18 protein-coding genes and 2 pseudogenes are annotated in these 20,724 nt (G+C 71.6%); 18 read left to right on the forward strand and 2 right to left on the reverse strand.

The window, feature by feature from the left end; translation table 11 throughout:
• The first annotated feature begins 135 nt into the window (after nt 1-135).
• From ACWGH0_RS07970 to ACWGH0_RS08040, 15 genes are all read left to right on the forward strand, one after another.
• The gene (locus tag ACWGH0_RS07970; RefSeq protein ID WP_453403297.1) at nt 136-1,674 is read left to right on the forward strand and encodes a DUF6801 domain-containing protein; all 1,539 of its coding nucleotides are present in this window, start codon (nt 136-138) and stop codon (nt 1,672-1,674) included.
• Between the two features lie 188 nt (nt 1,675-1,862).
• Nucleotides 1,863-2,855, forward strand: a complete 993-nt coding sequence (locus ACWGH0_RS07975; RefSeq protein ID WP_453403298.1) for an ABC transporter ATP-binding protein — start codon at nt 1,863-1,865, stop codon at nt 2,853-2,855.
• Nucleotides 2,852-3,814, forward strand: a complete 963-nt coding sequence (locus tag ACWGH0_RS07980) for an MlaE family ABC transporter permease (RefSeq protein WP_453403299.1) — start codon at nt 2,852-2,854, stop codon at nt 3,812-3,814. The genes ACWGH0_RS07975 and ACWGH0_RS07980 overlap by 4 nt, the downstream gene beginning before the upstream one ends.
• Before the next feature lie 2 nt (nt 3,815-3,816).
• Complete coding sequence (locus ACWGH0_RS07985; protein ID WP_453403300.1) at nt 3,817-4,623, forward strand: MlaE family ABC transporter permease; 807 nt, start codon at nt 3,817-3,819, stop codon at nt 4,621-4,623.
• On the forward strand, nt 4,620-5,858 hold the full coding sequence (locus ACWGH0_RS07990) for an MCE family protein (protein WP_453403301.1): 1,239 nt from the start codon (nt 4,620-4,622) through the stop codon (nt 5,856-5,858). The genes ACWGH0_RS07985 and ACWGH0_RS07990 overlap by 4 nt, the downstream gene beginning before the upstream one ends.
• Entirely contained in the window at nt 5,855-6,886 is a 1,032-nt protein-coding gene (locus tag ACWGH0_RS07995) for an MCE family protein (protein ID WP_453403302.1), read from the forward strand. The genes ACWGH0_RS07990 and ACWGH0_RS07995 overlap by 4 nt, the downstream gene beginning before the upstream one ends.
• A complete protein-coding gene (locus tag ACWGH0_RS08000) occupies nt 6,883-7,938 on the forward strand; it encodes an MCE family protein (RefSeq protein WP_453403303.1) in 1,056 nt (351 codons plus the stop codon). The genes ACWGH0_RS07995 and ACWGH0_RS08000 overlap by 4 nt, the downstream gene beginning before the upstream one ends.
• Complete coding sequence (locus ACWGH0_RS08005) at nt 7,935-9,023, forward strand: MCE family protein (protein ID WP_453403304.1); 1,089 nt, start codon at nt 7,935-7,937, stop codon at nt 9,021-9,023. Before ACWGH0_RS08000 ends, ACWGH0_RS08005 begins: the two co-directional genes overlap by 4 nt.
• Nucleotides 9,020-10,129, forward strand: coding sequence for an MCE family protein (locus ACWGH0_RS08010; protein WP_453403305.1), 1,110 nt, complete (start codon nt 9,020-9,022; stop codon nt 10,127-10,129). Before ACWGH0_RS08005 ends, ACWGH0_RS08010 begins: the two co-directional genes overlap by 4 nt.
• Nucleotides 10,129-11,325, forward strand: a complete 1,197-nt coding sequence (locus tag ACWGH0_RS08015) for an MCE family protein (RefSeq protein ID WP_453403306.1) — start codon at nt 10,129-10,131, stop codon at nt 11,323-11,325. Before ACWGH0_RS08010 ends, ACWGH0_RS08015 begins: the two co-directional genes overlap by 1 nt.
• Complete coding sequence (locus ACWGH0_RS08020) at nt 11,322-11,813, forward strand: hypothetical protein (protein ID WP_453403307.1); 492 nt, start codon at nt 11,322-11,324, stop codon at nt 11,811-11,813. The genes ACWGH0_RS08015 and ACWGH0_RS08020 overlap by 4 nt, the downstream gene beginning before the upstream one ends.
• 14 nt (nt 11,814-11,827) lie before the next feature.
• Nucleotides 11,828-12,397 carry a hypothetical protein gene (locus ACWGH0_RS08025; protein WP_453403308.1) on the forward strand — a complete coding sequence of 190 codons (570 nt, stop codon included), beginning with the start codon at nt 11,828-11,830 and terminating at the stop codon, nt 12,395-12,397.
• 15 nt (nt 12,398-12,412) lie between these two features.
• Entirely contained in the window at nt 12,413-12,949 is a 537-nt protein-coding gene (locus ACWGH0_RS08030; RefSeq protein ID WP_453403309.1) for a hypothetical protein, read from the forward strand.
• A 39-nt stretch (nt 12,950-12,988) separates the two neighbouring features.
• On the forward strand, nt 12,989-13,657 hold the full coding sequence (locus ACWGH0_RS08035; protein WP_453403310.1) for a hypothetical protein: 669 nt from the start codon (nt 12,989-12,991) through the stop codon (nt 13,655-13,657).
• Nucleotides 13,654-14,859: a lytic transglycosylase domain-containing protein gene (locus ACWGH0_RS08040; protein WP_453403311.1), complete on the forward strand. Its 1,206-nt coding sequence runs from the start codon at nt 13,654-13,656 to the stop codon at nt 14,857-14,859. Before ACWGH0_RS08035 ends, ACWGH0_RS08040 begins: the two co-directional genes overlap by 4 nt.
• Here ACWGH0_RS08040 and ACWGH0_RS08045 read toward each other — a convergent pair.
• Nucleotides 14,830-15,183, reverse strand: a pseudogene (locus tag ACWGH0_RS08045) (ATP-dependent DNA ligase); the annotation flags it as partial. The gene ACWGH0_RS08040 and the pseudogene ACWGH0_RS08045 overlap by 30 nt on opposite strands.
• On the opposite strand from ACWGH0_RS08045, the pseudogene ACWGH0_RS08050 reads away from it, so the two are divergent.
• Together ACWGH0_RS08050 and ACWGH0_RS08055 are read left to right on the forward strand one after the other, a co-directional pair.
• Nucleotides 15,121-15,360 (forward strand): annotated as a pseudogene (locus ACWGH0_RS08050) (helix-turn-helix domain-containing protein); the annotation flags it as partial. The pseudogenes ACWGH0_RS08045 and ACWGH0_RS08050 overlap by 63 nt on opposite strands.
• A gap of 353 nt (nt 15,361-15,713) precedes the next feature.
• Entirely contained in the window at nt 15,714-17,006 is a 1,293-nt protein-coding gene (locus ACWGH0_RS08055) for an IS256 family transposase (RefSeq protein ID WP_453403312.1), read from the forward strand.
• On the opposite strand, the gene ACWGH0_RS08060 is transcribed toward ACWGH0_RS08055, so the two are convergent.
• Complete coding sequence (locus ACWGH0_RS08060) at nt 16,969-18,237, reverse strand: FAD-binding oxidoreductase (RefSeq protein ID WP_453403313.1); 1,269 nt, start codon at nt 18,235-18,237, stop codon at nt 16,969-16,971. The genes ACWGH0_RS08055 and ACWGH0_RS08060 overlap by 38 nt on opposite strands.
• Nucleotides 18,238-19,472: 1,235 nt before the next feature.
• Here ACWGH0_RS08060 and ACWGH0_RS08065 point away from each other — a divergent pair.
• Nucleotides 19,473-20,720 (forward strand): outer membrane protein assembly factor BamB family protein, encoded by a 1,248-nt coding sequence (locus ACWGH0_RS08065; RefSeq protein ID WP_453403314.1) that lies wholly within the window; start codon nt 19,473-19,475, stop codon nt 20,718-20,720.
• The last annotated feature ends 4 nt before the right edge of the window (nt 20,721-20,724 follow it).

Below are 20,724 nucleotides of genomic sequence, written 5' to 3' on the forward strand. Positions count from 1 at the left end.
CCCGGGCCCGGCGCTGCTCGGCGCCCGGGGCCCCCCGCCCCCCCGGGGGGGGCCGCCCCGGGCCGGCCCCACGGCCACGGGAAGGGGGCGCCCGCCGACGGGACGGACAGCAGCGCGACGGGTGGGAGTCGACCGATGGGCAACAGCATGAGCGGCAGGCACGGCGGCCGCCGGGCGTGGGCACGCACCGCCTCGGTGGGGGCCGTGGTCCTGGTGGCGGGGCTCGTGCCCGGTACCGGCACGGGCGTCGCCGTGGACGAGGGCGCGCGGCCCGTCGAGGCCGACTTCGGCTACCGGTGCGGACTGCCGGGCGGTCGGCACCCGGCCGGGGTACGGGTCTCGGCCACGCTGCCGCGGCAGGTCGCGGCCGGGCGGCCGGTACGTCCCGCAGAGGTGAGCGTGGCCGTGAGCCTGCCGGCGGAGGCGGTGGCCGAACTCGCCGCCCTCGGCACGGCGTCCGCGGGCGGGGCCGTGCGCCTCACCGGGCGGGTGGCGCAGGGTGACGACACCGCCGAACTGCCCTGGAGTCGGCTGGTCGCCCCGGACGGCGCTCTCCCGGCCGCCGGGCCGTACACCGTGAAGGGCGCGGGACCCGTCCCCACGGTGACCGCTGCCTCGGGCGGCGACCTCACCTTCTCCACCGGGCCGGTTACCCTGGACCTGCTCCTGCGCAAGGCCGACGACACCCCCGCGAGCCCGCCCGCCCTCTCGGTCGCCTGCACACCCGAGCCCGGCCAGGACCTGGTCATCGGCCGCGTCGCGGTCCTGCCCGTGCCCGGCGCCGGCACCCGGCCGCCCGTCGTCGACGAACCCTTCCCGGGACCGGACGGCCCGGACGGCCCGGACGGCCCGGACGGCCCGGACGGCCCGGACGGTCAGGACGGTCCGGCGGGGACGCCGCCCAGCCCCAGGACCGGCAAGGGGCGGGAGCGTCCTGCGGGGTCCGCCGACGACTGCGTGGAGCCCCCACCCGTGTTCCAGGACCCCGTTCCGAGCCACGGCTATCTGGCCGGCTACGCCAATGTCCTGAAACTGGGCTTCGCCCTTTTCATCAAGGACCCCGGCCTGATGAAAGTGAACATGGCCAAGGCCACCCAGACCTATCAATGCCCCCGCGACGACGGACTCGTCTTCACCATGTACAGCGACGCCACATTCGACTACAAGGGAAAACCTCAATTGCTGCCCGCCCCCTCCACGTTCCTCACCTTCGGTTTCATGCCCACCACCGCCGTCGCGGAATTGACCCTGGACGGCCCGATGGACATCGCCACCGGGAGCTACTCCTCACCCGACGGGCAGTTCTCTGAGGTGACCAAGGGAACCGCGAAACTTTGGATCCGGCTGCGTGACGTCAAGGTGAACGGCACCCCGCTGGACGTCGGCCCCGCCTGCCGTACCGCCCGGCCGGTGGACCTGTCCCTCACGGGACGCGGCTCGTACGACGCCGAGGGCAAGCCGCACGGCTACACCGTGGTCACCGGCGGCCCCCTCACCGGCGCGGCCACCATCCCGGAGTTCAGCGGCTGCGGCATCACGGAGGACCTGGACCCGCTGTTCACGGCGTCCCTGTCCGGCAGCGGCAACTACACGAAGATGACCCAGGGCGTGCTGTGCTCCCCGGGCCAGCCGGAGTACTGCCCCGACCCGCCCAGGCCGAAGCCCGAGCGGTGAACCTGCCGACCGCAGGTACGCACGGAGCGACAAAAGGGCCGGGCCGGTTTGTCACGCGATGACAAACCATCCGGTCGCTCCGAAGACGTCCTGCACGGCGCTTGTCCAATACCTCCGAGTGACCGTAACGTGCGGCCCCCTGCGCACTTTTGTCACTTCCTCAGCAAGAGCGGGACCTGGGAGTTGTGGTGGGAACAGAAGTGGTCGTCGAAGGACTGACGAAGTCCTTCGGCAAACAGAAAGTCTGGCAGGACGTCACCCTCACCCTGCCCGCCGGCGAGATCAGCGTGATGCTCGGGCCTTCGGGCACCGGGAAGACCGTGTTCCTGAAATCCATCATCGGTCTGCTGAAACCGGAACAGGGACGCGTCCTCATCAACGGTGTCGACATGGTGAGCAGCCCCGAGCGGGACATCTACGAGACACGGAAGCTGTTCGGGCTGATGTTCCAGGACGGGGCGCTCTTCGGCTCGATGTCGCTGTTCGACAACATCGCCTTTCCCCTGCGTGAGCACACGCGCAAGAAGGAGTCGGAGATCCGCCGCATCGTCATGGAGCGGATGGACATGGTCGGGCTCCTGGGCGCGGAGGGCAAACTGCCCGGAGAGATATCCGGCGGAATGCGCAAGCGCGCCGGACTGGCGCGTGCGCTCGTACTGGACCCGAAGATCATTCTCTGTGACGAGCCCGATTCCGGGCTGGATCCGGTCCGCACCGCCTACCTTTCCCAATTGCTGATCGACCTCAACGCCCAGATCGATGCGACGATGCTGATCGTCACGCACAACCTCGACATCGCGGCCATGGTTCCGGACAACATGGGCATGCTGTTCCGGCGCAATCTCGTCACCTTCGGTCCGCGCGAGGTCCTGCTCACCAGCGACGAGCCGGTCGTGGCGCAATTCCTCAGCGGGCGGCGCGAAGGCCCCATCGGGATGTCGGAGGAGAAGGACGCCGCGACGCTGGCTCGCGAGCGGAGCCCCGCGTCCTCGTACGCTCCCCGCGCCCTCGCCCCCCAGCTGGAACCCTCGCCCGGCATGCCGGAGCGGGCCGCCGTCCTGCGCCGTCGCGAACGGGTCCTCGCCATGCTGCCCCGCCTGCCGGAGGCCGCCAGGGCCGCGATCCTCCGCAGCTACGCCCCCGCCGGCCCGGTCGGCACGGTCGGCGGTGCCGCCTCATGATCCCGGCGCCCCGCCCGGGCACTCCCGAGCCCGTCCCGCAGCCCGAAATTCCCGCCACCACCCGGCCCGTCCCGCCCACCGGAACCACCCCGCCCGGCCCGGCCACCCCGCCCGCCGGGGCCCCCGCCGGCACGCCCGCCTCCACCAGTACGCCCGCCTCCACCGAGCCGGACGCGCCGTACCGACCGCCCACCCGGCTGCTCGCACCCCTGCGCGAGACTGGCCGGCTGTTCGCCCTCGCCGCCACCGTCGCACGCGACATGTTCCGGCGGCCCTTCCAGTTCCGGGAGTTCGTCGAGCAGTTCTGGTTCGTCGCGAGCGTCACGATCCTGCCCGCCGCCCTGGTGTCGATCCCGTTCGGCGCGGTCATCGCCCTCCAGGTCGGCTCGCTCACCCAGCAGCTCGGCGCCCAGTCCTTCACCGGCGGGGCCAGCGTCCTGGCCGTCATCCAGCAGGCGAGCCCGCTGATCGTGGCCCTGCTGATCTCCGGTGCCGGCGGCTCCGCGATCTGCGCCGACCTCGGGTCCCGCAAGATCCGCGAGGAGCTCGACGCCATGGAGGTCATGGGCGTCTCACCGGTCCAGCGGCTCGTCGTGCCGCGCGTCCTCGCCACCATGCTCGTCGCCGTCCTCCTCAACGGCATGGTCTCCGTCGTCGGCACCCTCGGCGGCTATTTCTTCAACGTGATCATGCAGGACGGCACCCCCGGTGCCTACCTGGCCAGCTTCTCCGCCCTTGCCCAGCTCCCCGACCTCTGGATCAGCGAGATCAAGGCGCTGATCTTCGGCTTCCTCGCCGGCATCGTCGCCGCCCACCGCGGGCTCAACCCGCGCGGCGGACCGAAGGGGGTCGGCGACGCCGTGAACCAGTCCGTCGTCATCACCTTCCTGCTCCTCTTCTTCGTCAACATGGTCCTCACCGCAATCTACCTCCAGGTCGTCCCCGCGAAGGGGGCCTGACGATGGCATCCCCCCTCGCCTGGCTCGACCGCTCCGGCGAACACCTCGTCTTCTACGTCAAGGCCGTAGCGTGGATCCCGCGCACCCTGCGCCGCTACTCCCGGGAGGTGCAACGCCTGCTCGCCGAGGTCGCGTTCGGCAGCGGCGGCCTCGGAGTCATCGGCGGCACCATCGGCGTGATGATCGCGATGACCCTGTTCACCGGCACCGTCGTCGGCCTCCAGGGCTACGCCGCGCTCAACCAGATCGGCACGTCCGCCTTCACCGGCTTCATCTCCGCCTACTTCAACACCCGCGAGATCGCGCCGCTCGTCGCCGGCCTCGCCCTCTCTGCCACCGTCGGCGCCGGATTCACCGCCCAGCTCGGCGCCATGCGCAGCAACGAGGAGGTCGACGCCCTCGAAACGATGGGCGTGCGTTCCCTGCCCTACCTCGTCACCACCCGCATCATCGCGGGCGTCGTCGCCATCATCCCGCTCTACGCGATCGGGCTGCTCTCCTCCTACGTGGCGTCCCGCACGGTCACCGTCCTGTTCAACGGCCAGTCGGCGGGCACGTACGACCACTACTTCACCCTCTTCCTCTCCCCGGACGACGTCCTGCTGTCCATCCTCAAGGTCCTGATCTTCAGCGTGCTGGTGATCCTCGCCCACTGCTACTACGGCTTCTGGGCCACCGGCGGCCCGGCCGGCGTCGGCGTCGCCGTCGGATGTTCCGTACGCAACGCCATCGTGCTGATCAGCGTGACCGACTTCTTCCTCTCGCTCGCGCTCTGGGGCGCGACGACGACCGTGAAGGTGGCCGGATGACCGCGAAAAGACTCCGCAGGCGCCTCGCCGGAGTCGTGTTCCTGCTCGTGCCCGTCCTCCTCGTACGGCTGGCCGTGGCGGTGTACGACAAGGAGTTCACCCGCGACGCCACGGTCACCGTCCTCACCACCAGCGCCGGCAACGAGATGCACCGCGGCGCGGACGTCAAACTGCGCGGCGTCGTCATCGGCGAGGTGCGCGACATCCGCGCCGACGGCACCGGCGCCCGCCTCACCCTCGCCGTCGAACCCCACCACCTCGACCGCGTCCCCACCGACGTCACCGCCCAGATGCTGCCCACCACCCTCTTCGGCGAACGGTTCGTCGCCCTCGTACCGCCCGCCGTCAACCCGTCCGCCCGCACCCTCGCGGCCGGTGCCACGATCCCGCAGGACCGGTCCGCCAACGCGATCGAACTGGAACAGGTCCTCGATCGGCTGCTTCCGCTGCTCACCGCCGTCAAGCCTGAGAAGCTGTCCGCCACCCTTACCGCCGTCGCCCAGGCCCTCGAAGGGCGCGGGGGGCAGCTCGGCCGCACCCTTGTCACCCTCGAAGCGCACCTGAAACGGCTCAACCCCCACCTGCCCGCCCTCAACCGCGACATCGCCCACTTCGTCGACGTCAGCCGGGTGTACGGCGGTGCCGCCCCTGACGTACTCGACGCCCTCACCGACTTCACCACCACCAGCGGCACCATCGCCGACCAACAGGCCCGGCTCGCCGGCCTGTACGGCACGACCACCACCTCTGCCCAGGACCTGACGGCGTTCCTCCGCGACAACAGTGGCAACATCATCCGGCTCTCCGCCGCCTCCCGCCCCACGCTGGAGGTCCTCGCCCGACACTCCTCCTCCTTCCCCTGCACCCTGCACACCCTCGCGGGCTTCGTCCCCGCCATGGACAAGGCCCTCGGCAAGGGCACCGACGAACCCGGCCTGCACGTCAACGTCCGGACCGTCCCCTCCCTCGGCCGCTACGTCCCCGGCAAGGACCGTCCCGTGTACGACGCGACCGGCGGCCCCCACTGCTACGCCGTCCCCTACACCGGCAGGCCCGCCCCCGCCGCCCACCACGCGGGCGACCGCGGCCTCGGCCTGCCGAACTCGCCGCAGGAGAACCAGCTCGTCAACGAACTGATCGCCCCCGGCCTGAAGGCCGGCCCCCAGTCCCTGCCCGACTGGAGCACCGTCCTGGCCGGGCCCGTCTTCCGCGGAGCGGAGGTGACCCTCGAATGAAGCGCCGCTCCCTCGCCGGACCGCTCGTCAAATCGCTCGTGTTCATCGTGGCGACCGTCCTCGCCACCACCGTCCTGGCGTTCTCCGTCGCCAACAAGGGCGTCGGCGACACCATCAACTACAGGGCGCGCTTCACCGACGCCACCGGCCTCGTCGAGGGCGACAGCGTCCGCATCGCCGGGGTGAAGGTCGGGCAGGTCGAGTCGATCAGGGTCGCCGACCGCCGGGTCGCCGAGGTCGCCTTCGCGGTGCGCAAGGGACGCACCCTGCCCGCCTCGGCCACCGCGTCGATCAAGTACCTCAACATGGTCGGCCAGCGCTACATCGACCTCGACCGGGGCACCGGCCCGGCCGGCCGCACGCTGAGCGCCGGGGCGGTCATCCCGCTGGAACGCACCGCCCCCGCGCTCGACCTCACCCAGCTCTTCAACGGCTTCCAGCCGCTCTTCCGGGGCCTGTCGCCGAACGAGGTCAACAGCCTGGCCGGATCGATCGTGCAGGTCCTCCAGGGGGACGGCGGCACCGTCGACTCCCTCCTCGCGCACGTCGGCTCGCTCACCACCACCGTCGCCAGCAAGGACAAGGTCATCGGAGAAGTGATCAAGAACCTCAACACCGTGCTCAAGACGGTGAACGACCGCGAGGCCGGCTTCAACGACCTCGTCGTCACCCTCCAGCGGCTCGTCAGCGGCTTCGCGGAGGACCGCGCGCCACTCGGCGAGGCCGTCACCGCCATGGGCTCGCTGACCACCGTCACGGCCGGTCTGCTCCAGGACGGGCGCGCGCCGCTGAAGAACGACATCCGCCAACTCGGCCGCCTGTCCGGCCAGCTGGCGGGAAGCACCGCGCAGATCGAGAACTTCCTGCGCACCACCCCCGCCAAGATGGAGGCCGTCGGCCGTCTCGCCTCGTACGGGTCGTGGCTCAACCTCTACCTCTGCGAGGCCACGGTCACCGGCGTCACCACCGACGACGGCTCCCGGCCGCCCACCGGCATCCCGATCACCGAACCGAGGTGCCGCGCATGAGACTCCTGCGCATCCGGCTCCCGCGCCCCGGACGACCCGTCCCCGTACGAGAACGCGACCCCGTCACCGTCGGTGTCGCCGGCCTGCTCCTCCTCGCGCTCGTCGCCCTCGGCGCCTACCGGGCGGACGCCCTGACCGGCGGCGCCACGACCTACACCGCCGACTTCACCGAAGCCGCAGGACTCGACGAGGGCGACGAAGTACGCGTCGCCGGCGTCAAGGTCGGCGAGGTCACCGGCATCGGCCTCGACGGCGCCAAGATCAAGGTCGGCTTCGAGGTCGACGAGGGCACCTGGATCGGCGACTCCAGCACCGCCGCCATCGCCATCAAGACCCTCCTCGGCGAGAAGTACCTCGCCGTCGACCCGCTCGGCACCCGCGCCCAGAACCCCGCCGAACGCATCCCCGCCACCCGCACCACCTCCCCCTACGACGTCACCCAGGCCCTCACCGGCCTCGGCGACACCATCGACGCCATCGACACCCAGGCCCTCGCCAAGAGCTTCCAGGCCATCTCCGCCACCTTCGCCGACTCCCCGCCCGACGTGCGCAGCGCCGCCACCGGCCTGTCCGCGCTCTCCCGGTCGGTCTCGTCGCGCGACGCGCAGCTCGCCGAACTCCTCAAGGGCAGCAAGCGGCTCACCAAGACCCTGGAAGGGAAGATGAGCAGCTTCGAGACGCTCCTGGAGGACGGCGGCCTGCTCCTGGGCGAACTCCAGGCGCGCCGCGACGCCATCCACCAGCTCCTCACCGGCGCCAAGAACCTCGGCACCCAGCTCACCGGGCTCGTCCAGGACAACAACCGGCAGCTCGGCCCCACCCTGGCCGCGCTCAGCCGCGTCACCGGCGTCCTCGTGAAGAACCGCGACAGCCTCGACCGGACCCTCGCCCTGGCAGGCCCCTACTACCGGCTCATCGGCAACACCCTCGGCAACGGCCGCTGGTTCGACACCTACGTCTGCGGTCTCGTCCCCAAGAACTACCTGGCCCCCGGCACGCCCCCGGCCACCGGGTGCATGCCGCCCACACCGGCAGGAGGCGGTGCCCGGTGAACCTCCGACGCGCCATCGGCATCACCGTCGGACTCGCCCTCGTGGCCGTCGCCGCCACCTCCGGCGTCATGGCCCTCGACGAGTCCCGAACCACCCGCGTCACCGCCCGCTTCGACCGCGCCACCGGTGTGTACGAGGGATCCGACCTGCGGATCCTCGGGGTGAAGGTCGGCACCGTCGGCTCCGTACGCCCCCGGGGCAGGGAGGTCGAGGTGACCCTCCTGATCGACGAGGACGTCCGCGTCCCCGCCGGAGCCCACGCCGTCGTCGTCGCGCCCAGCGTCGTCGCCGACCGCTACATCCAGCTCGCCCCCGCCTACACCGGCGGCCCCGAGATCCGGGAGGGCGCCGTCCTGCCCGCCGCCCGCAACGCCACACCCCTGGAGGTCGACCAGCTGTACGCGTCCATCACCGAACTCAGCGAGGCACTCGGCCCGAAGGGCGCCAACGTCGACGGAGCCCTGGCCGGGCTCGTCGACACCGGCGCCGCCAACCTCCAGGGCAACGGCAAGGCCATCGGCGACTCCATCGAGCAGTTCGGCCAGGCCGCCAAGACCCTCGACCGCGGCAGCGGCGACCTCTTCGCCACACTCACCTCCCTCCAGGCCTTCACCACCATGCTGAAGAACAACGACGGCGACGTCCGCAACGCCGAACAGCGGCTCGCCACCGTCACCGGCTTCCTCGCCGAGGACAAGGAGAACCTGGGCGCCGCACTCAAGGAACTGGGCACCGCACTCGCCCAGGTGAAGACCTTCATCGAGGCCAACCGCGACAGCCTGAAGAAGAACGTCGACCAGCTCGTCCCCCTCACCCGCACGCTCGTCGACCAGCGCGCCTCACTCGCCGAACTCCTCGACACCGCGCCCCTCGCCGCCGGCAACGCCCTCAAAGCCTATGACCCGGTCCACCGCACCCTCAACGGCCGCGCCGACATCAACGAACTCAGCCTCGGCACCGGCACGCAGCGCACCGCGAACGGCCTCGTCCCCGTCGGCCCCGACTGGCGCGAAGCCCTGCCCGCCCTTCCGCTGCCCGCCGTCGGCACCGTGTACGGGACACCCGGGAACGGAGGCGCGCGGTGAACCGGCCCTCCCGTACCACCACCACCGGCATCGCCGCCGCCCTCGCCCTGGTTGTCGGCTTCTCGGCGACCGTGGTGAGCTGCGACGTCCCCGCGGGCGGCTGGGAACTGTCCGGCATCGAACAGTTGCCGCTCCCCGGGGGCGCCGACCTCGGCGACCACCCGTACGAGATCGCCGCCGAGTTCGCCGACGTCCTCAGCCTCGCCCCGCAGTCCGCGGTCAAGGTCAACGACGTCGCCGTCGGCCGCGTCACCCGCATCGACCTCGACCGGGCCGACTGGTCCGCCACCGTCACCATGCGGGTCAACGGCGACGTGACGCTCCCCGCCAACGCCTACGCCCACCTCGAACAGTCCAGCCTCCTCGGCGAGAAGTACATCCAGCTCGCCGCGCCGCCCAAGGGCCACGGCACCCTCGCAGACGGCGCCCGCATCCCCCTCGGCCGCACCAACCGCAACCCCGAGGTCGAAGAGGTCTTCGGCGCCCTGTCGATGCTCCTCAACGGCGGCGGCATCCAGCAGCTCCGCACCATCACCACCGAGCTGGGCACCACCCTGCGCGGCAACGAACCCGAGGTGCGGTCCCTGCTCAAGAGGCTCAACACCCTCGTCATCAGCCTCGACAGCAACAAGAGCAACATCACCGCCGCCCTCGACGGCGTCAACCGCCTCTCCGCCACCCTCGCCACCCGCGAACAGGACGTGGCCAAGGTCCTCACCGGCCTCAGCCCCGGCCTGAAGGTCCTGGAGAAGCAGCGCGCCTCGCTCCTCACCATGCTCGCCGCCCTCGACACCCTCTCCGGCGTCGCCGTCGGCACCGTCAACCGGAGCAAGGCCGACCTGATCGCCGGCCTCAAGGCCCTCGGCCCCACGCTCCAAGCGCTCGCCGACTCCGGAAAGGCCCTGCCCGACTCGCTCCAGGTGTTGCTCACCTACCCGTTCACCGACGAGGTGCTCCGCGGCGTCAAGGGCGACTACCTCAACGTCTACCTGGACGTCACCGCCGCGCCCGGCACGCAGATCGTCCCCGCGCTGAGCCCGCCGGACGACAACCCGCAGGCCGCCACCGGACTGCCGCTGCCCCTGCCGTCCACCGGGAGGAACTGATGCTGACCCGCGCCGCCCGGCTGAAGAATCTGGCCTTCCTCCTCATCGGCGTCCTCGTCCTCGGCTTCATCGGCGTGCGGTACGCCGGCCTCGGCCACCTCGTCGGCCTCCGCGACCACTACACCGTGCGCGTCCGGCTCGACACCACCGGCGGGCTGTTCACCCACTCCGACGTCACCTACCGCGGGGTCTCCGTGGGCCGGGTCGGACCCATCCGGCTCACCGACGACGGGGTCGAGGCCGAACTGCGCATCGACGACTCGACCCCCGACATCCCCGCCGACCTCGAAGCCGTCGTCGCCAACCTGTCCGCCGTTGGCGAGCAGTACATCGACCTCCGCCCCGTCTCCGACAGCGGCCCCTATCTTCGCGACGGATCGGTCGTCGCCCGCGCCGACACCCGCACACCCGCGCCCGTCACCACCGTGCTCACCGGGGTGAGTTCACTGGCCTCCTCCGTCGACCCGGAGTCGCTGCGCACGGTCGTCGACGAACTCGGCACCGCGCTGAACGGGCGCGGCGACGACCTCCAGGCGCTCATGGACAGCGGCAACGACTTCGTCCTGGCCGCCGACAAGGCCCTGCCCGCCACCACCCGCCTGATCACCGACGGCGAGACGGTGCTGCGCACCCAGGCCGAGGAGGGCGAGGCGCTCACCTCGTTCGCCACCGGCGCCAAGGACCTCGCCGCACAGCTCAAGAGGTCCGACAGCGACCTGCGCTCCCTGATCGCCGCCGCCCCGGACGCCGCCGGCCAGGTCAGCGGTCTGCTGCGGGACCTCGACCCCGCGTTCGGCGTCGTGCTGGCCAACCTGCTCACCACCTCGGAGGTGGCGGTGACCCGGCAGCACGGCATCCAGGAGTTCCTGGTGACGATGCCCGCGGTCGTCGCCGCCGGGTCGACCGCGGTGACCACCCAGGGCGTCAGCCTCGGCATGTCGGTCACCTTCTTCTCACCGCTGCCCTGCACGGCCGGGTACGGCGGCACGACGTACCGCAACGGCCTAGACCTGTCCGCCCCGCCCGCCCTCAACACCAGGGCCCGCTGCACCGCCCCGGCCTCCAGCGGCGTCAACGTCCGCGGCTCCGCCCACGCGCCCGGGGGCGGCCCGCTCCCGCCCCCGGCCACGGCACCCGGCGCGCCCCGGACCGCCACCGGCATGGGCGACCTGCTCGGGTTGGGTGACGGCCGGTGAGGCGCCGGGCGGGACGGTGGGCCGCCGTCGCCCTGGCGGCGCTGCTGTGCGGCCTGGCCGCCTGGTCGTACACCAGGGCGGCGGGGGACGCGACCCGGGCGTACGCCGAGGCACGGGACGCCGCCCTCGCCGCGGGGCGCGAGCACGTCGCCCGGCTCAGCAGCTGGGACGCCTCGCGGCCGGACGCGGTACGGGACGAGTGGCTCGGCGCGACCGCCGGAGACCTCCACGCGGACCTGGCGAGGACCGGCCCACACAAGGACGCGGCGACCGAGACCGCCCGCGCCACCGTCACCGACGCTGCACTCACGGCGCTGGACGACCGGGCCGGCACGGCCGGACTCATCGCGACCGTACGGGTGGAGACCACTCCCGCCGGCGGCCAGCCCGGCGGCACGGACCGCAAGCGCCTCGAAGCCGCCCTCACCCGCACCGGCGACGGCTGGAAGGTCACCGCCCTCACCGCGGTGCCGGTGGCCGGATCATGAAGGGAGCACACCGGGTGAGCACCCTCGTCTCCGCGCCGCGCTCGTCACCCGAGAACGACCTCCGGCCCCCGCCCGCCGCGCGGCCCCGGTCATCCCGGCCCTGGGCCGCCGCCGCGCTAGCGCTGGCGCTGCTCGCCTGCGCGGCCGGACTCCTCGTGCGCACCCAGCAGTTGACCGGCGCGCCCGCCCTGCACAACCGGGCGCTGTCCGACGCCGAGGCGACCTCCCGGGTGGTGGCGGAGGTCGGCGGAGCGCTCACCCGGGTGTTCTCGTACGGCCCCGGGGACACCGCCACGACCCGCCAGGCGGCCCGCCGGCTCCTCACGGGTAAGGCGGCCAGGCAGTACGAGGCCCTGTTCGGCCAGGTCGAGCAGCGGGCGGCGCGGCAGAGGCTCACCCTCACCACCCATGTCGTGCGCGCCGGTGTGATCCGGCTCGGCGACCACGACGCACACCTCCTGGTCTTCCTCGACCAGGTCGCACAGCGCGCCGGCAAACCGGCCACGACGGTCGCCGCTCAGCTCTCGGTGGTCGCGGAACTCCGCGACGGCCGCTGGCGGATCGCCGACATCCGATCGCGATAGGAGGCACCCGCACCGATGGCCCGCACCATGAGAGGCAACCCGCTGCTGACGGCGGCCGCCGCACTGGCCCTGCTCGCCGCCGGCGGCGCCGGCTGGGGCGGCTGGTCCTGGTACGCGGCGGCGCACGACGACTCCGCCCGGTTCGCCACGACCCGGGACGAGGTGCTCGCCGCCGGCGAACAGGCCGTGCAGAACATGAACACGCTCGACCACCGCGACCTGCGTCGCGGACTGGACACCTGGCAGGACTCCGCCACCGGTGACCTGCGGGCCCAGCTCACCGCGGGCCGCCCCCAGTTCGAGCGCCAGATCCAGCAGGCGAAGACGGTGACCCACGCCAAGGTACTGGCCGGCGCGGTGACCGAGCTCGACACCAGGGCCGGTCGGGCGAGCGTCATAGTCGCCCTCCGGATCACGGTGACCCCGCCCAAGGGAAAGCTCGCCGCGAAGGAGAGCCGGATGCTCGGCCAACTCACGCGCACCCCGGAGGGCTGGAAACTCAGCGCCCTCGGCCAGGCACCGGTCGCCGGCACCGCGACCGCCACCGAATGAACCAGCCGTACGGAAGGACCCGGAGAGGACCCGGCCCCCATGTCGACGACCCGTCACCTCATCAACCGGCAACGCCGCCTGGCGATCGCGCAGGCACCCCGCCCCGCCGCTGCACCACCGCCGCGCACCGAGCGCGCCCGGCGTGCCCCGCGCTCCGAGACGGACCCCGCGCCCCGAGCCCGCCCGCGCGGCCGCCGGCTGCCCGCCGCGTTGGGCGTCCTCATCGTCCTCCTGGGCGGTTTCGCCGCCTGGGCCGCCGGGGAGGCCGCCGCTCTGCGCGACACGCCCGCCGCCCGCAATGCCGCGCTCACCGACACTGCCCGGACCAGCGAGCTCAAGGGCCAGGTCACCAAGGCGGTGAACGAGCTCTTCTCCTACGACTACGCCGCCCCGGCCGCGGCCGACAAGGCCGTGCGGGCGCACCTCACCGGCAGGGCGGTCGAGCAGCACCGCGCCATGCTCGCCCCGGTGCGGAGCGGGGCGCCCAAGCAGAAGCTCGTCCTGACCACCACCGTCACTCAGAGCGGTGTGGAGCTGATCGACGGCGACCGGGCCCGGGTGCTGATCTACGCCGACCAGAGCAACACCCGTACCGCCGCGAAGAAGGCCGAGACGACGTACGGCGCCGCCATGTTCGCGGTGGAGGCGGTACGGAAGGACACCACCTGGCGCATCGCCGTCATCGACACCCTGGGAGCGGGCCGATGAGGCCGATGCGGGTATGGGCGCGGAGGATGCGCCGGGGAGCCACCGGGATGGCGGCGGCCGTCGCCGCGATGGCCGCGCTGACCACCTCGCAGGCATCGGGGTTCGCGGGCCCGCCCGCGCGGGACGCGAAGGAGCCGGTGGCCGACAGCCGCCCGTGGGCCATAGCGCCGCAGCCGCCGGACGACGGGGCGTACCACACGGAGCTGCCCCCGCTCCTCCCGCCGGAACCCGTCCGGCCGCCCCGGCCCGGTGGCGGCGCCCCCGCGGCGGCCCCCGTCACCCTCCACGCCGGGATACCCGCCACCGTCCTCGCCGCCTACCGGCGCGCCGAGGCCGCCGTCGGCCGGACCGACCCGGACTGCCGGCTCCCGTGGCAGCTGCTCGCCGCGATTGGCCGGGTCGAGTCGGGCCAGGCGCGCGGCGGGCGCGTCGACGCCCGCGGCACCACGCTGGAGCCGATCCTCGGGCCGGTGCTCAACGGGGACGGGTTCGCCCGGATCACCGACACCGACGGCGGGGCGTACGACGGGAACCGGGTGTACGACCGGGCCGTCGGGCCCATGCAGTTCATCCCCTCGACGTGGGCCCTGTGGGGCGCGGACGGCAACGGCGACGGCCGCCGGGACCCAGGCAACGTGTACGACGCCGCCCTGGCCGCCGGGCACTACCTGTGTGAGGGGGAGCGGACCCTCACGGTCAAGGCCGATCTGGACCGGGCGGTCCTCGGCTACAACCACTCGGGCGCCTACCTGCGGACCGTCCTGGCCTGGCTGGCCTTCTACCAGCGCGGTGCGCATCCCGTGCCCGACACCACGGGCGTGCTCCCGGTGAGCCCCGGCGCGGGCCACGGCGCCCACACCGGCAGGAGCAAGGGTACGAAGCCGAGCCCGAGTCCGAGCGGGGGCATCGTGGTGGGCCCCCAGCCCTCGACCCGGCCGCCGGCCGTCCCCGGCCCACCCACGCGCCCGACCCGGCCCCCCGTCACCCCGGCCCCGTGGCCCTCGCCGTCCACGCCCCCGTCACCCACCCCGTCGCCCTCGCCGTCCACCACTCCCGCACCGACGGAACCGTCCCCGGACCCCACCTGCCCGTCCCCGCCCCCCACCCCGACCGGCACGCCCTCCCCGCCCCCGTCTCCCGGCCCCACCGCCACCCCCGCCGGCGCGCCCTGCTCAACCCCCGCCCCCGGCTCCGCCTCCTGACAGCACCTCGCCGAGGTTGTACGAGACCGGCTCCTCCAACTGCCTGTACCCGCAGCTCTCCGGCTCGCGGTCCGGCCGCCACCGGCGGAACTGGGCCGTGTGCCGGAACCGGTTGCCCTCCATGTGGTCGTACCCGACCTCGCACACCCGCTCGGGCCGCAGCGCCACCGAGGACAGGTCTTTCTTGCCGGACCAGCGGCTCGGCGCCCCGGGCAGCCGGGCGGTCTCGTGTGCGGCCTCGTCCGCCCAGGCGGCCCACGGGTGCCCGGCGGGCGGGTCCATGCGCAGCGGCTCCAGCTCGTCGATCAACTCGGCGCGGCGTTTTCCAGGGCCACGGGCCACAAGTGGATGCGGCGGTGGCGGAGCGAGGGCGACGCGGGACTGCACGACCGCTCCAGCCAGCCCCACAGGACACCGCACCGCACGCCGGACACGATCGAGGCCCGGGTGTGTGAACTGCGGCGGACCCGCGAGCTGGGCCCAGCCCGCATCGGTCCGATCCCGGTCCCCTTCGGCGAGCGGACGCCCGCCTTCCCCGCGCTGACACGTCAGCCCTGGACCCAGACCCTGCCCTGCGGCTTTCTCCCTTGCGCAGTTCCCTCGGTTCAGTGGTGCAGCAGGTATAGATCCGGGTTTGTCACCCCGATCTTTCCTGCTTCTCATCCCCACCCCCGCTTCGCCCTACCGTGGCGCGCCGGGCGATGAGCCACACACGCACCGTCCAAGGAATTCACGCACATGACCTCCGCCCAGCTCAACCAGGTAGATGAAGGAGACCCGTTCGCTGGCGCGGGTGAGGTGGCGGGGGGTTTGTAAATCGTTCGGTGTAACTCCCGATCAAGGAAGATGCATCGATGACCAGTGAGAACGTGACCGAGGCCGAGACCGTCGAGCCGGCGGAGCCGAAGCCGTCGAAGGCGGTGGATGACCGGCTGATCGACGAGTTGGTCTCCCGGGCTCAGGCGGAGGGCCTGCAGCTGACCGGTGAGGGCGGGCTGCTGCAGCAGCTGACGAAGCGGCTGCTGGAGTCCGCCCTGGAGGGCGAGATCACCGACCACCTGGGCTATGACAGGCACGATCCCGCAGGGAAGAACGGCGGCAACAGCCGCAACGGCACCCGTGCGAAGACCGTCCTGACCGATGTCGGCCCGGTCGAGATATCCGTGCCCCGGGACCGGGACGGATCCTTCGAGCCGAAGATCGTCCGCAAGCGGCAGAAGCGCCTGTCCGGCGTGGACGAGATGGTCATCTCGTTGTCCGCGAAGGGCCTGACGACCGGCGAGGTCCAGGCCCACCTGGCCGAGGTCTATGGCGCCGAGGTCTCCCGGCAGACGATCTCCACGATCACCGACAAGGTCATGGACGGCATGGCCGAGTGGCAGAACCGGCCCCTGGACCCTGTTTATCCGGTGGTCTTCATCGACGCGATCCACGTGAAGATCCGCGATGGCGCCGTCGCGAACCGGCCGATCTACGTCGCCCTGGCCGTCACTGTCGAGGGCCGGCGGGACATCCTGGGGCTGTGGGCGGGCGACGGCGGTGAGGGTGCCAAGCACTGGATGCACATCCTCACCGAGATCAAGAACCGCGGCGTGAACGACGTCCTCATGCTCGTCTGCGACGGCCTGAAGGGCCTGCCGGACGCCGTCGAGACGGTCTGGCCCCGCACCACCGTCCAGACCTGCGTGGTCCACCTGCTGCGGAACTCCTTCCGCTATGCCGCCCGCCAGGACTGGGACAAGATCGCCAAGCTCCTCAAGCCCGTCTACACCGCGGCGACCGAGGACGCGGCTCTGGAGCGGTTCGCCGAGTTCGCCGACGCCTGGGGCCGGAAGTATCCGGCGATCGTGCGCCTGTGGGAGAACGCCTGGGAGGAGTTCACGCCGTTCCTCCGGTTCGACACCGAGATCCGCCGCATCGTCTGCACCACCAACGCGATCGAGTCCGTGAACGCCAGGATCCGGCGGGCGGTCAAGGCCCGCGGGCACTTCCCGAACGAGACCGCAGCGTTGAAGTGCGTCTACATGGCGATCATGTCGCTCGACCCCACCGGGAAGGGCCAGGCCCGCTGGACCATGCGCTGGAAGACCGCCCTGAACGCCTTCGACATCACCTTCGACGGCCGACTCTCCGCAGCCCGCCAGTAACCCCACCGCCCCAGTTACACCGCTCGATTGACAGACCCTGCTGCCAGTCGTGCAGGTCCGGGTCGGGGAAGTTGACGTACGCGGCGGAGGTCTCGAGGCCGCGTCGCAGGGTGCGGTGCATCGTCCGCAGCTGAGCGAGCAGGCCGTCGACGGTCTGCCGGGGAGTGCCGGTGTGCCAGTGGCTGCCGATGTCGATGACGAACGTTCCCCGGCGGTGCGGGTATGCGGTGTCGCCGCCCGCAGGTTCGGAGCTGGAGCCGCCCATGGCGAACAGCGTCACGTAGCCGGCGTTGCCCCTCTGGCCGGGTTGCCAGTCCTCGATCCAGCCGATGATGTCCTCGACAGCGGGCCGGCCAATGTGGCTGTCCGGTACGAGCGACTTGGAGGCACTGGCCGCCGGCGTGCCGGGGCGTTCCATGAGGTAGTCCTGGGCGTCCCAGAAGTGCCGCTCCTGCACGAAAGTTTTCTTCGGGCGCAGGGACAGTACGGGTGCGAGGGCCCGCTGGAGGCTGTCCTGGCCGCCCAGGCGCTGGCCCAGGAGCCACAGCTTCCCGCCGTTGCCTTGACCCTCGTTCTTGAAGCCGATGCGCACGTCGAGGGCGTGGTGCTCGTCAGCGGCCAGGGTTTCTTGGACGGCGGCCATGACCTCGACGCCCCGTCGGACGGGAAAGGTCAGGTCGAAGACGGTGGCGCGCTGGGCGGAGACGTCGACGGCCTCGAAGGTGAAACCGGTGTTGATGCCGAAGTTTCCGCCGGCTCCGCCCCGGCACGCCCAGAACAGATCCGCGTTCTCCCGCGCGCTGGCCCGTACCAGGGAGCCGTCGGCCAGTACCAGGCGTGTTTCCACCAGCCGGTCACACGTTAGGCCCCACTTGCGGTCGTTGAAGCCCAAGCCCCCGCCCAGGGTGAGCCCGGCGACGCCCACACCGGGGCAACGGCCACCGGGTAAGTACAGGTTCGCCGCTTTCGCCTCGTAGACGTCGGAGTTGGTGGCGCCTCCGCCCAGCACGAGCCGGTGACCGCTGGGGACCACACCACGCATGCGACGCAGGCTGATCAGCAGTCCCGTGGTGGTGGAGTAACCGGCGTAATTGTGACCGCCCGAGCGGACGGCGAACGGCATCCCGTGGTCGGCGGCCCAACGCAGAGCCGCCCGCACGTCCTTCTCCGTGGCGCACGCGGCGATGCCCGCCGGCCGCACCGCTGCATAGCGCCGGTTGTCCGGCAACACCAGCTTCCGGTAGTGGGAGCTCCCCGGGCCGGTAGAGCCCGGCTCCGAGGCTCAGCGCCCGTTCGAGGCTGCGCCACGCGGAGGCCGGCAGGCTGCCTTCCCAGGTTGGCGTGTGCCGCACGGGCGCGGCCTGCGCGGCACGCCCAGTCATCCGGCCGGCACTGGCCAGGGCCAACGCCTGCGCTCCGCCCCGCAGCACCCTTCGACGACTGACCACCATTGCGCCCTCCGAAATCATTACCACGAACGCACCGGTCCAGGGCGGGTCCGTCGAAGTCGACGACGGCCGAGCCGGTCAGGGCCGTCGGCCTCATCGTGCTGATCGGAGGGAACAATCGGGTCACGCCACGCACTGAGCAGCCGTTAGTGATACCGGCATCCCACCGACCGCCGCACGCCCCGCTTTGCTCACTTCGGGTGCGGCTCACCGGACGCCCATCACAGCGGCGCCGACGAGCCGCCTACCCGGCGTCGGGGCAGCCTTCCAGCCAACGGTGACTTACCTCGCGTAGCCGGCTGGCGCGGGCCCCGGCAGTGAGCTTTCTTCCGACCTGACGGGAGGTTGGGCGGGTGACCCGTCAGTGGACATGAAGAAAGCCCCTGGTAGGCGGGTTCACGACCAAGATCACCAGCTCGCCAGGAGCTCGCGTGCTTGTCTACCCGTTCGGCACACCTGCGCTGCGGCGACACCTACGCCCGTCTCTCAGCGGGCTTCCGCGCCGGGATCGCGACCACGGTCATCGGTTCGATTGGGGTGGGGCCCTGAGCCGGGCACGGTCTCAGGGCCCCTGGAGCGCGCACCGTGGGGACGGATTCACGCACGCGTCGCAGACTCAACGGCGTCGGCGTCGTTTGGTCACGGCACCGGCAGCGACGGCAGCCGGCCGTCGGCAGCTCTGCCGGTGGGCTGGCCCGCCTCCGGACGAAGGTGGGGGCATCTGGGCGCCGTGGCGCCTCCCGCAGTCCGTTGTGATCCTCGGTTCCCCCGGCGGTGAGAGTGATGCCGTCTGCGCGGGCGGCGCGGATGCCGTACATCTTGCGAACCATCGCAGCAGGTGATTAGCGCTTACGCGAGTGCTAGGAGTTGCTGATCTTGTGTGACAGGAGTTTCACGGACGCGTCCCGGTTGCGTACCGTCCGACGACTGGCCGAGATCTGACGGCTAGCCTGACCGGGCTCTAGACGTCCGAGGGGGCGTCAGCAACATCCGGGCGAAACGGGGACGGGGAACCGACATGGGCAGACGTGACGGGCACGCGGTGTCACGCAGGCAGGCGTTCAGGCTGGCCGGGACGGGGCTCGGCTTGGCCGTGCTGGGGGCAGGCGCATGGGGGTGCACACCCGAGGAGGCAACGGGCGCGTCGGGCGGCGGCACAACTCCCGGTGGGGGCAAGGGCGGTGACACCAACAAGGGCGGTGACACCTTCACCACCCCGTCCCCGGGCACCGAGCCCAAGCCGCTGTGGCAGCAGAAGACAGCCAACGACGACCTGGCCGGGATCCACGCGCTCGCGGTCATCGGGGACACGGTCGTAGTGTCGGGTGACCCGCTGGTGGGGCGTGACGCCGTCAGCGGCAAGGAGAAGTGGTCACGGCCGGGCGTCACCATTCCAGGCGCCAAGCTGATCACCGGCGGCGGGACGCTCTATCTCGCCAGCGCCGAGTACGACGGCGACGTGGTGGGCCTCGATCCGGCCACGGGCAAGGAGACCTGGCGCAGCCGCCTGGGCAAGGAGTACGAGCAGCCGCGCCCCATCGCGGCCGACGACCGACACGTCTACGTCCTCGCCGGGATCCTGGAGGAGGACTCCTCGACGCCGACCAATGTGATCGCCGGGATCGACACCACCTCCGGCAAGATCGCCTGGCGTGAGAAGCGGGACAAGGGGACCGAGGAGTTTGGCATCACCGCCACGGTCGTCGGCGGGCGCCTCGCGTACACCGATTTCCGGAAGAACGTGACCGTCCGCGACACGACGACGGGTCGGCAGCTCTGGACGAAGAAGATCGGCAGGTCCAACTACTACCGCTTTGCCGTGCACGAGGACCTGTTGATCGTGCCGGACGGGCAGCGGCTGCGGGCGTTCGAGTTGGACGCGGGCACGGAACGCTGGTCGCTGGCGAATGAGAGGTTCACCTGGTTCAACGATCCGCAGGTCCTGGACGGGGTGCTCTACGCCTCCGACAGCGCGTACGGCATGTGGGCGGTGGACCCCGGAACGGGCAAGCAGATCTGGCACAACAAGGACCTGGTGGGCAAGGCTGCGGAGGCGTGGCAGTTCGCCAAGGTGGGCGGCACGCTGTACGGCGCGACCGAGCACGACAAAAACGGCGGCGTGCATGCCTTCGACGCGGCGACCGGAAAGCTGCGCTGGACGTACAACGACAACACCGGTGAGAACCAGAAGTGGTACGTGGTCCCGGCGGGCAAGCGGCTGGCCGCGATGCACGCCAAGCGGCTGTACGGGCTGCCGGCCGTCTGAGCTT

The sequence above is a fragment of the Streptomyces sp. NPDC054887 genome (genome assembly GCF_053610585.1).

Coding starts and splice junctions, on each gene's coding strand:
- ACWGH0_RS08015 (WP_453403306.1), top strand. CDS start 10,129: ATGCTGACCCGCGCCGCCCGGCTGAAGAATCTGGCCTTCCTCCTCATC.
- ACWGH0_RS07970 (WP_453403297.1), top strand. CDS start 136: ATGGGCAACAGCATGAGCGGCAGGCACGGCGGCCGCCGGGCGTGGGCA.
- ACWGH0_RS07985 (WP_453403300.1), top strand. CDS start 3,817: ATGGCATCCCCCCTCGCCTGGCTCGACCGCTCCGGCGAACACCTCGTC.
- ACWGH0_RS07995 (WP_453403302.1), top strand. CDS start 5,855: ATGAAGCGCCGCTCCCTCGCCGGACCGCTCGTCAAATCGCTCGTGTTC.
- ACWGH0_RS07980 (WP_453403299.1), top strand. CDS start 2,852: ATGATCCCGGCGCCCCGCCCGGGCACTCCCGAGCCCGTCCCGCAGCCC.
- ACWGH0_RS08030 (WP_453403309.1), top strand. CDS start 12,413: ATGGCCCGCACCATGAGAGGCAACCCGCTGCTGACGGCGGCCGCCGCA.
- ACWGH0_RS08040 (WP_453403311.1), top strand. CDS start 13,654: ATGAGGCCGATGCGGGTATGGGCGCGGAGGATGCGCCGGGGAGCCACC.
- ACWGH0_RS08035 (WP_453403310.1), top strand. CDS start 12,989: ATGTCGACGACCCGTCACCTCATCAACCGGCAACGCCGCCTGGCGATC.
- ACWGH0_RS08065 (WP_453403314.1), top strand. CDS start 19,473: ATGGGCAGACGTGACGGGCACGCGGTGTCACGCAGGCAGGCGTTCAGG.
- ACWGH0_RS07990 (WP_453403301.1), top strand. CDS start 4,620: ATGACCGCGAAAAGACTCCGCAGGCGCCTCGCCGGAGTCGTGTTCCTG.
- ACWGH0_RS08000 (WP_453403303.1), top strand. CDS start 6,883: ATGAGACTCCTGCGCATCCGGCTCCCGCGCCCCGGACGACCCGTCCCC.
- ACWGH0_RS08055 (WP_453403312.1), top strand. CDS start 15,714: ATGACCAGTGAGAACGTGACCGAGGCCGAGACCGTCGAGCCGGCGGAG.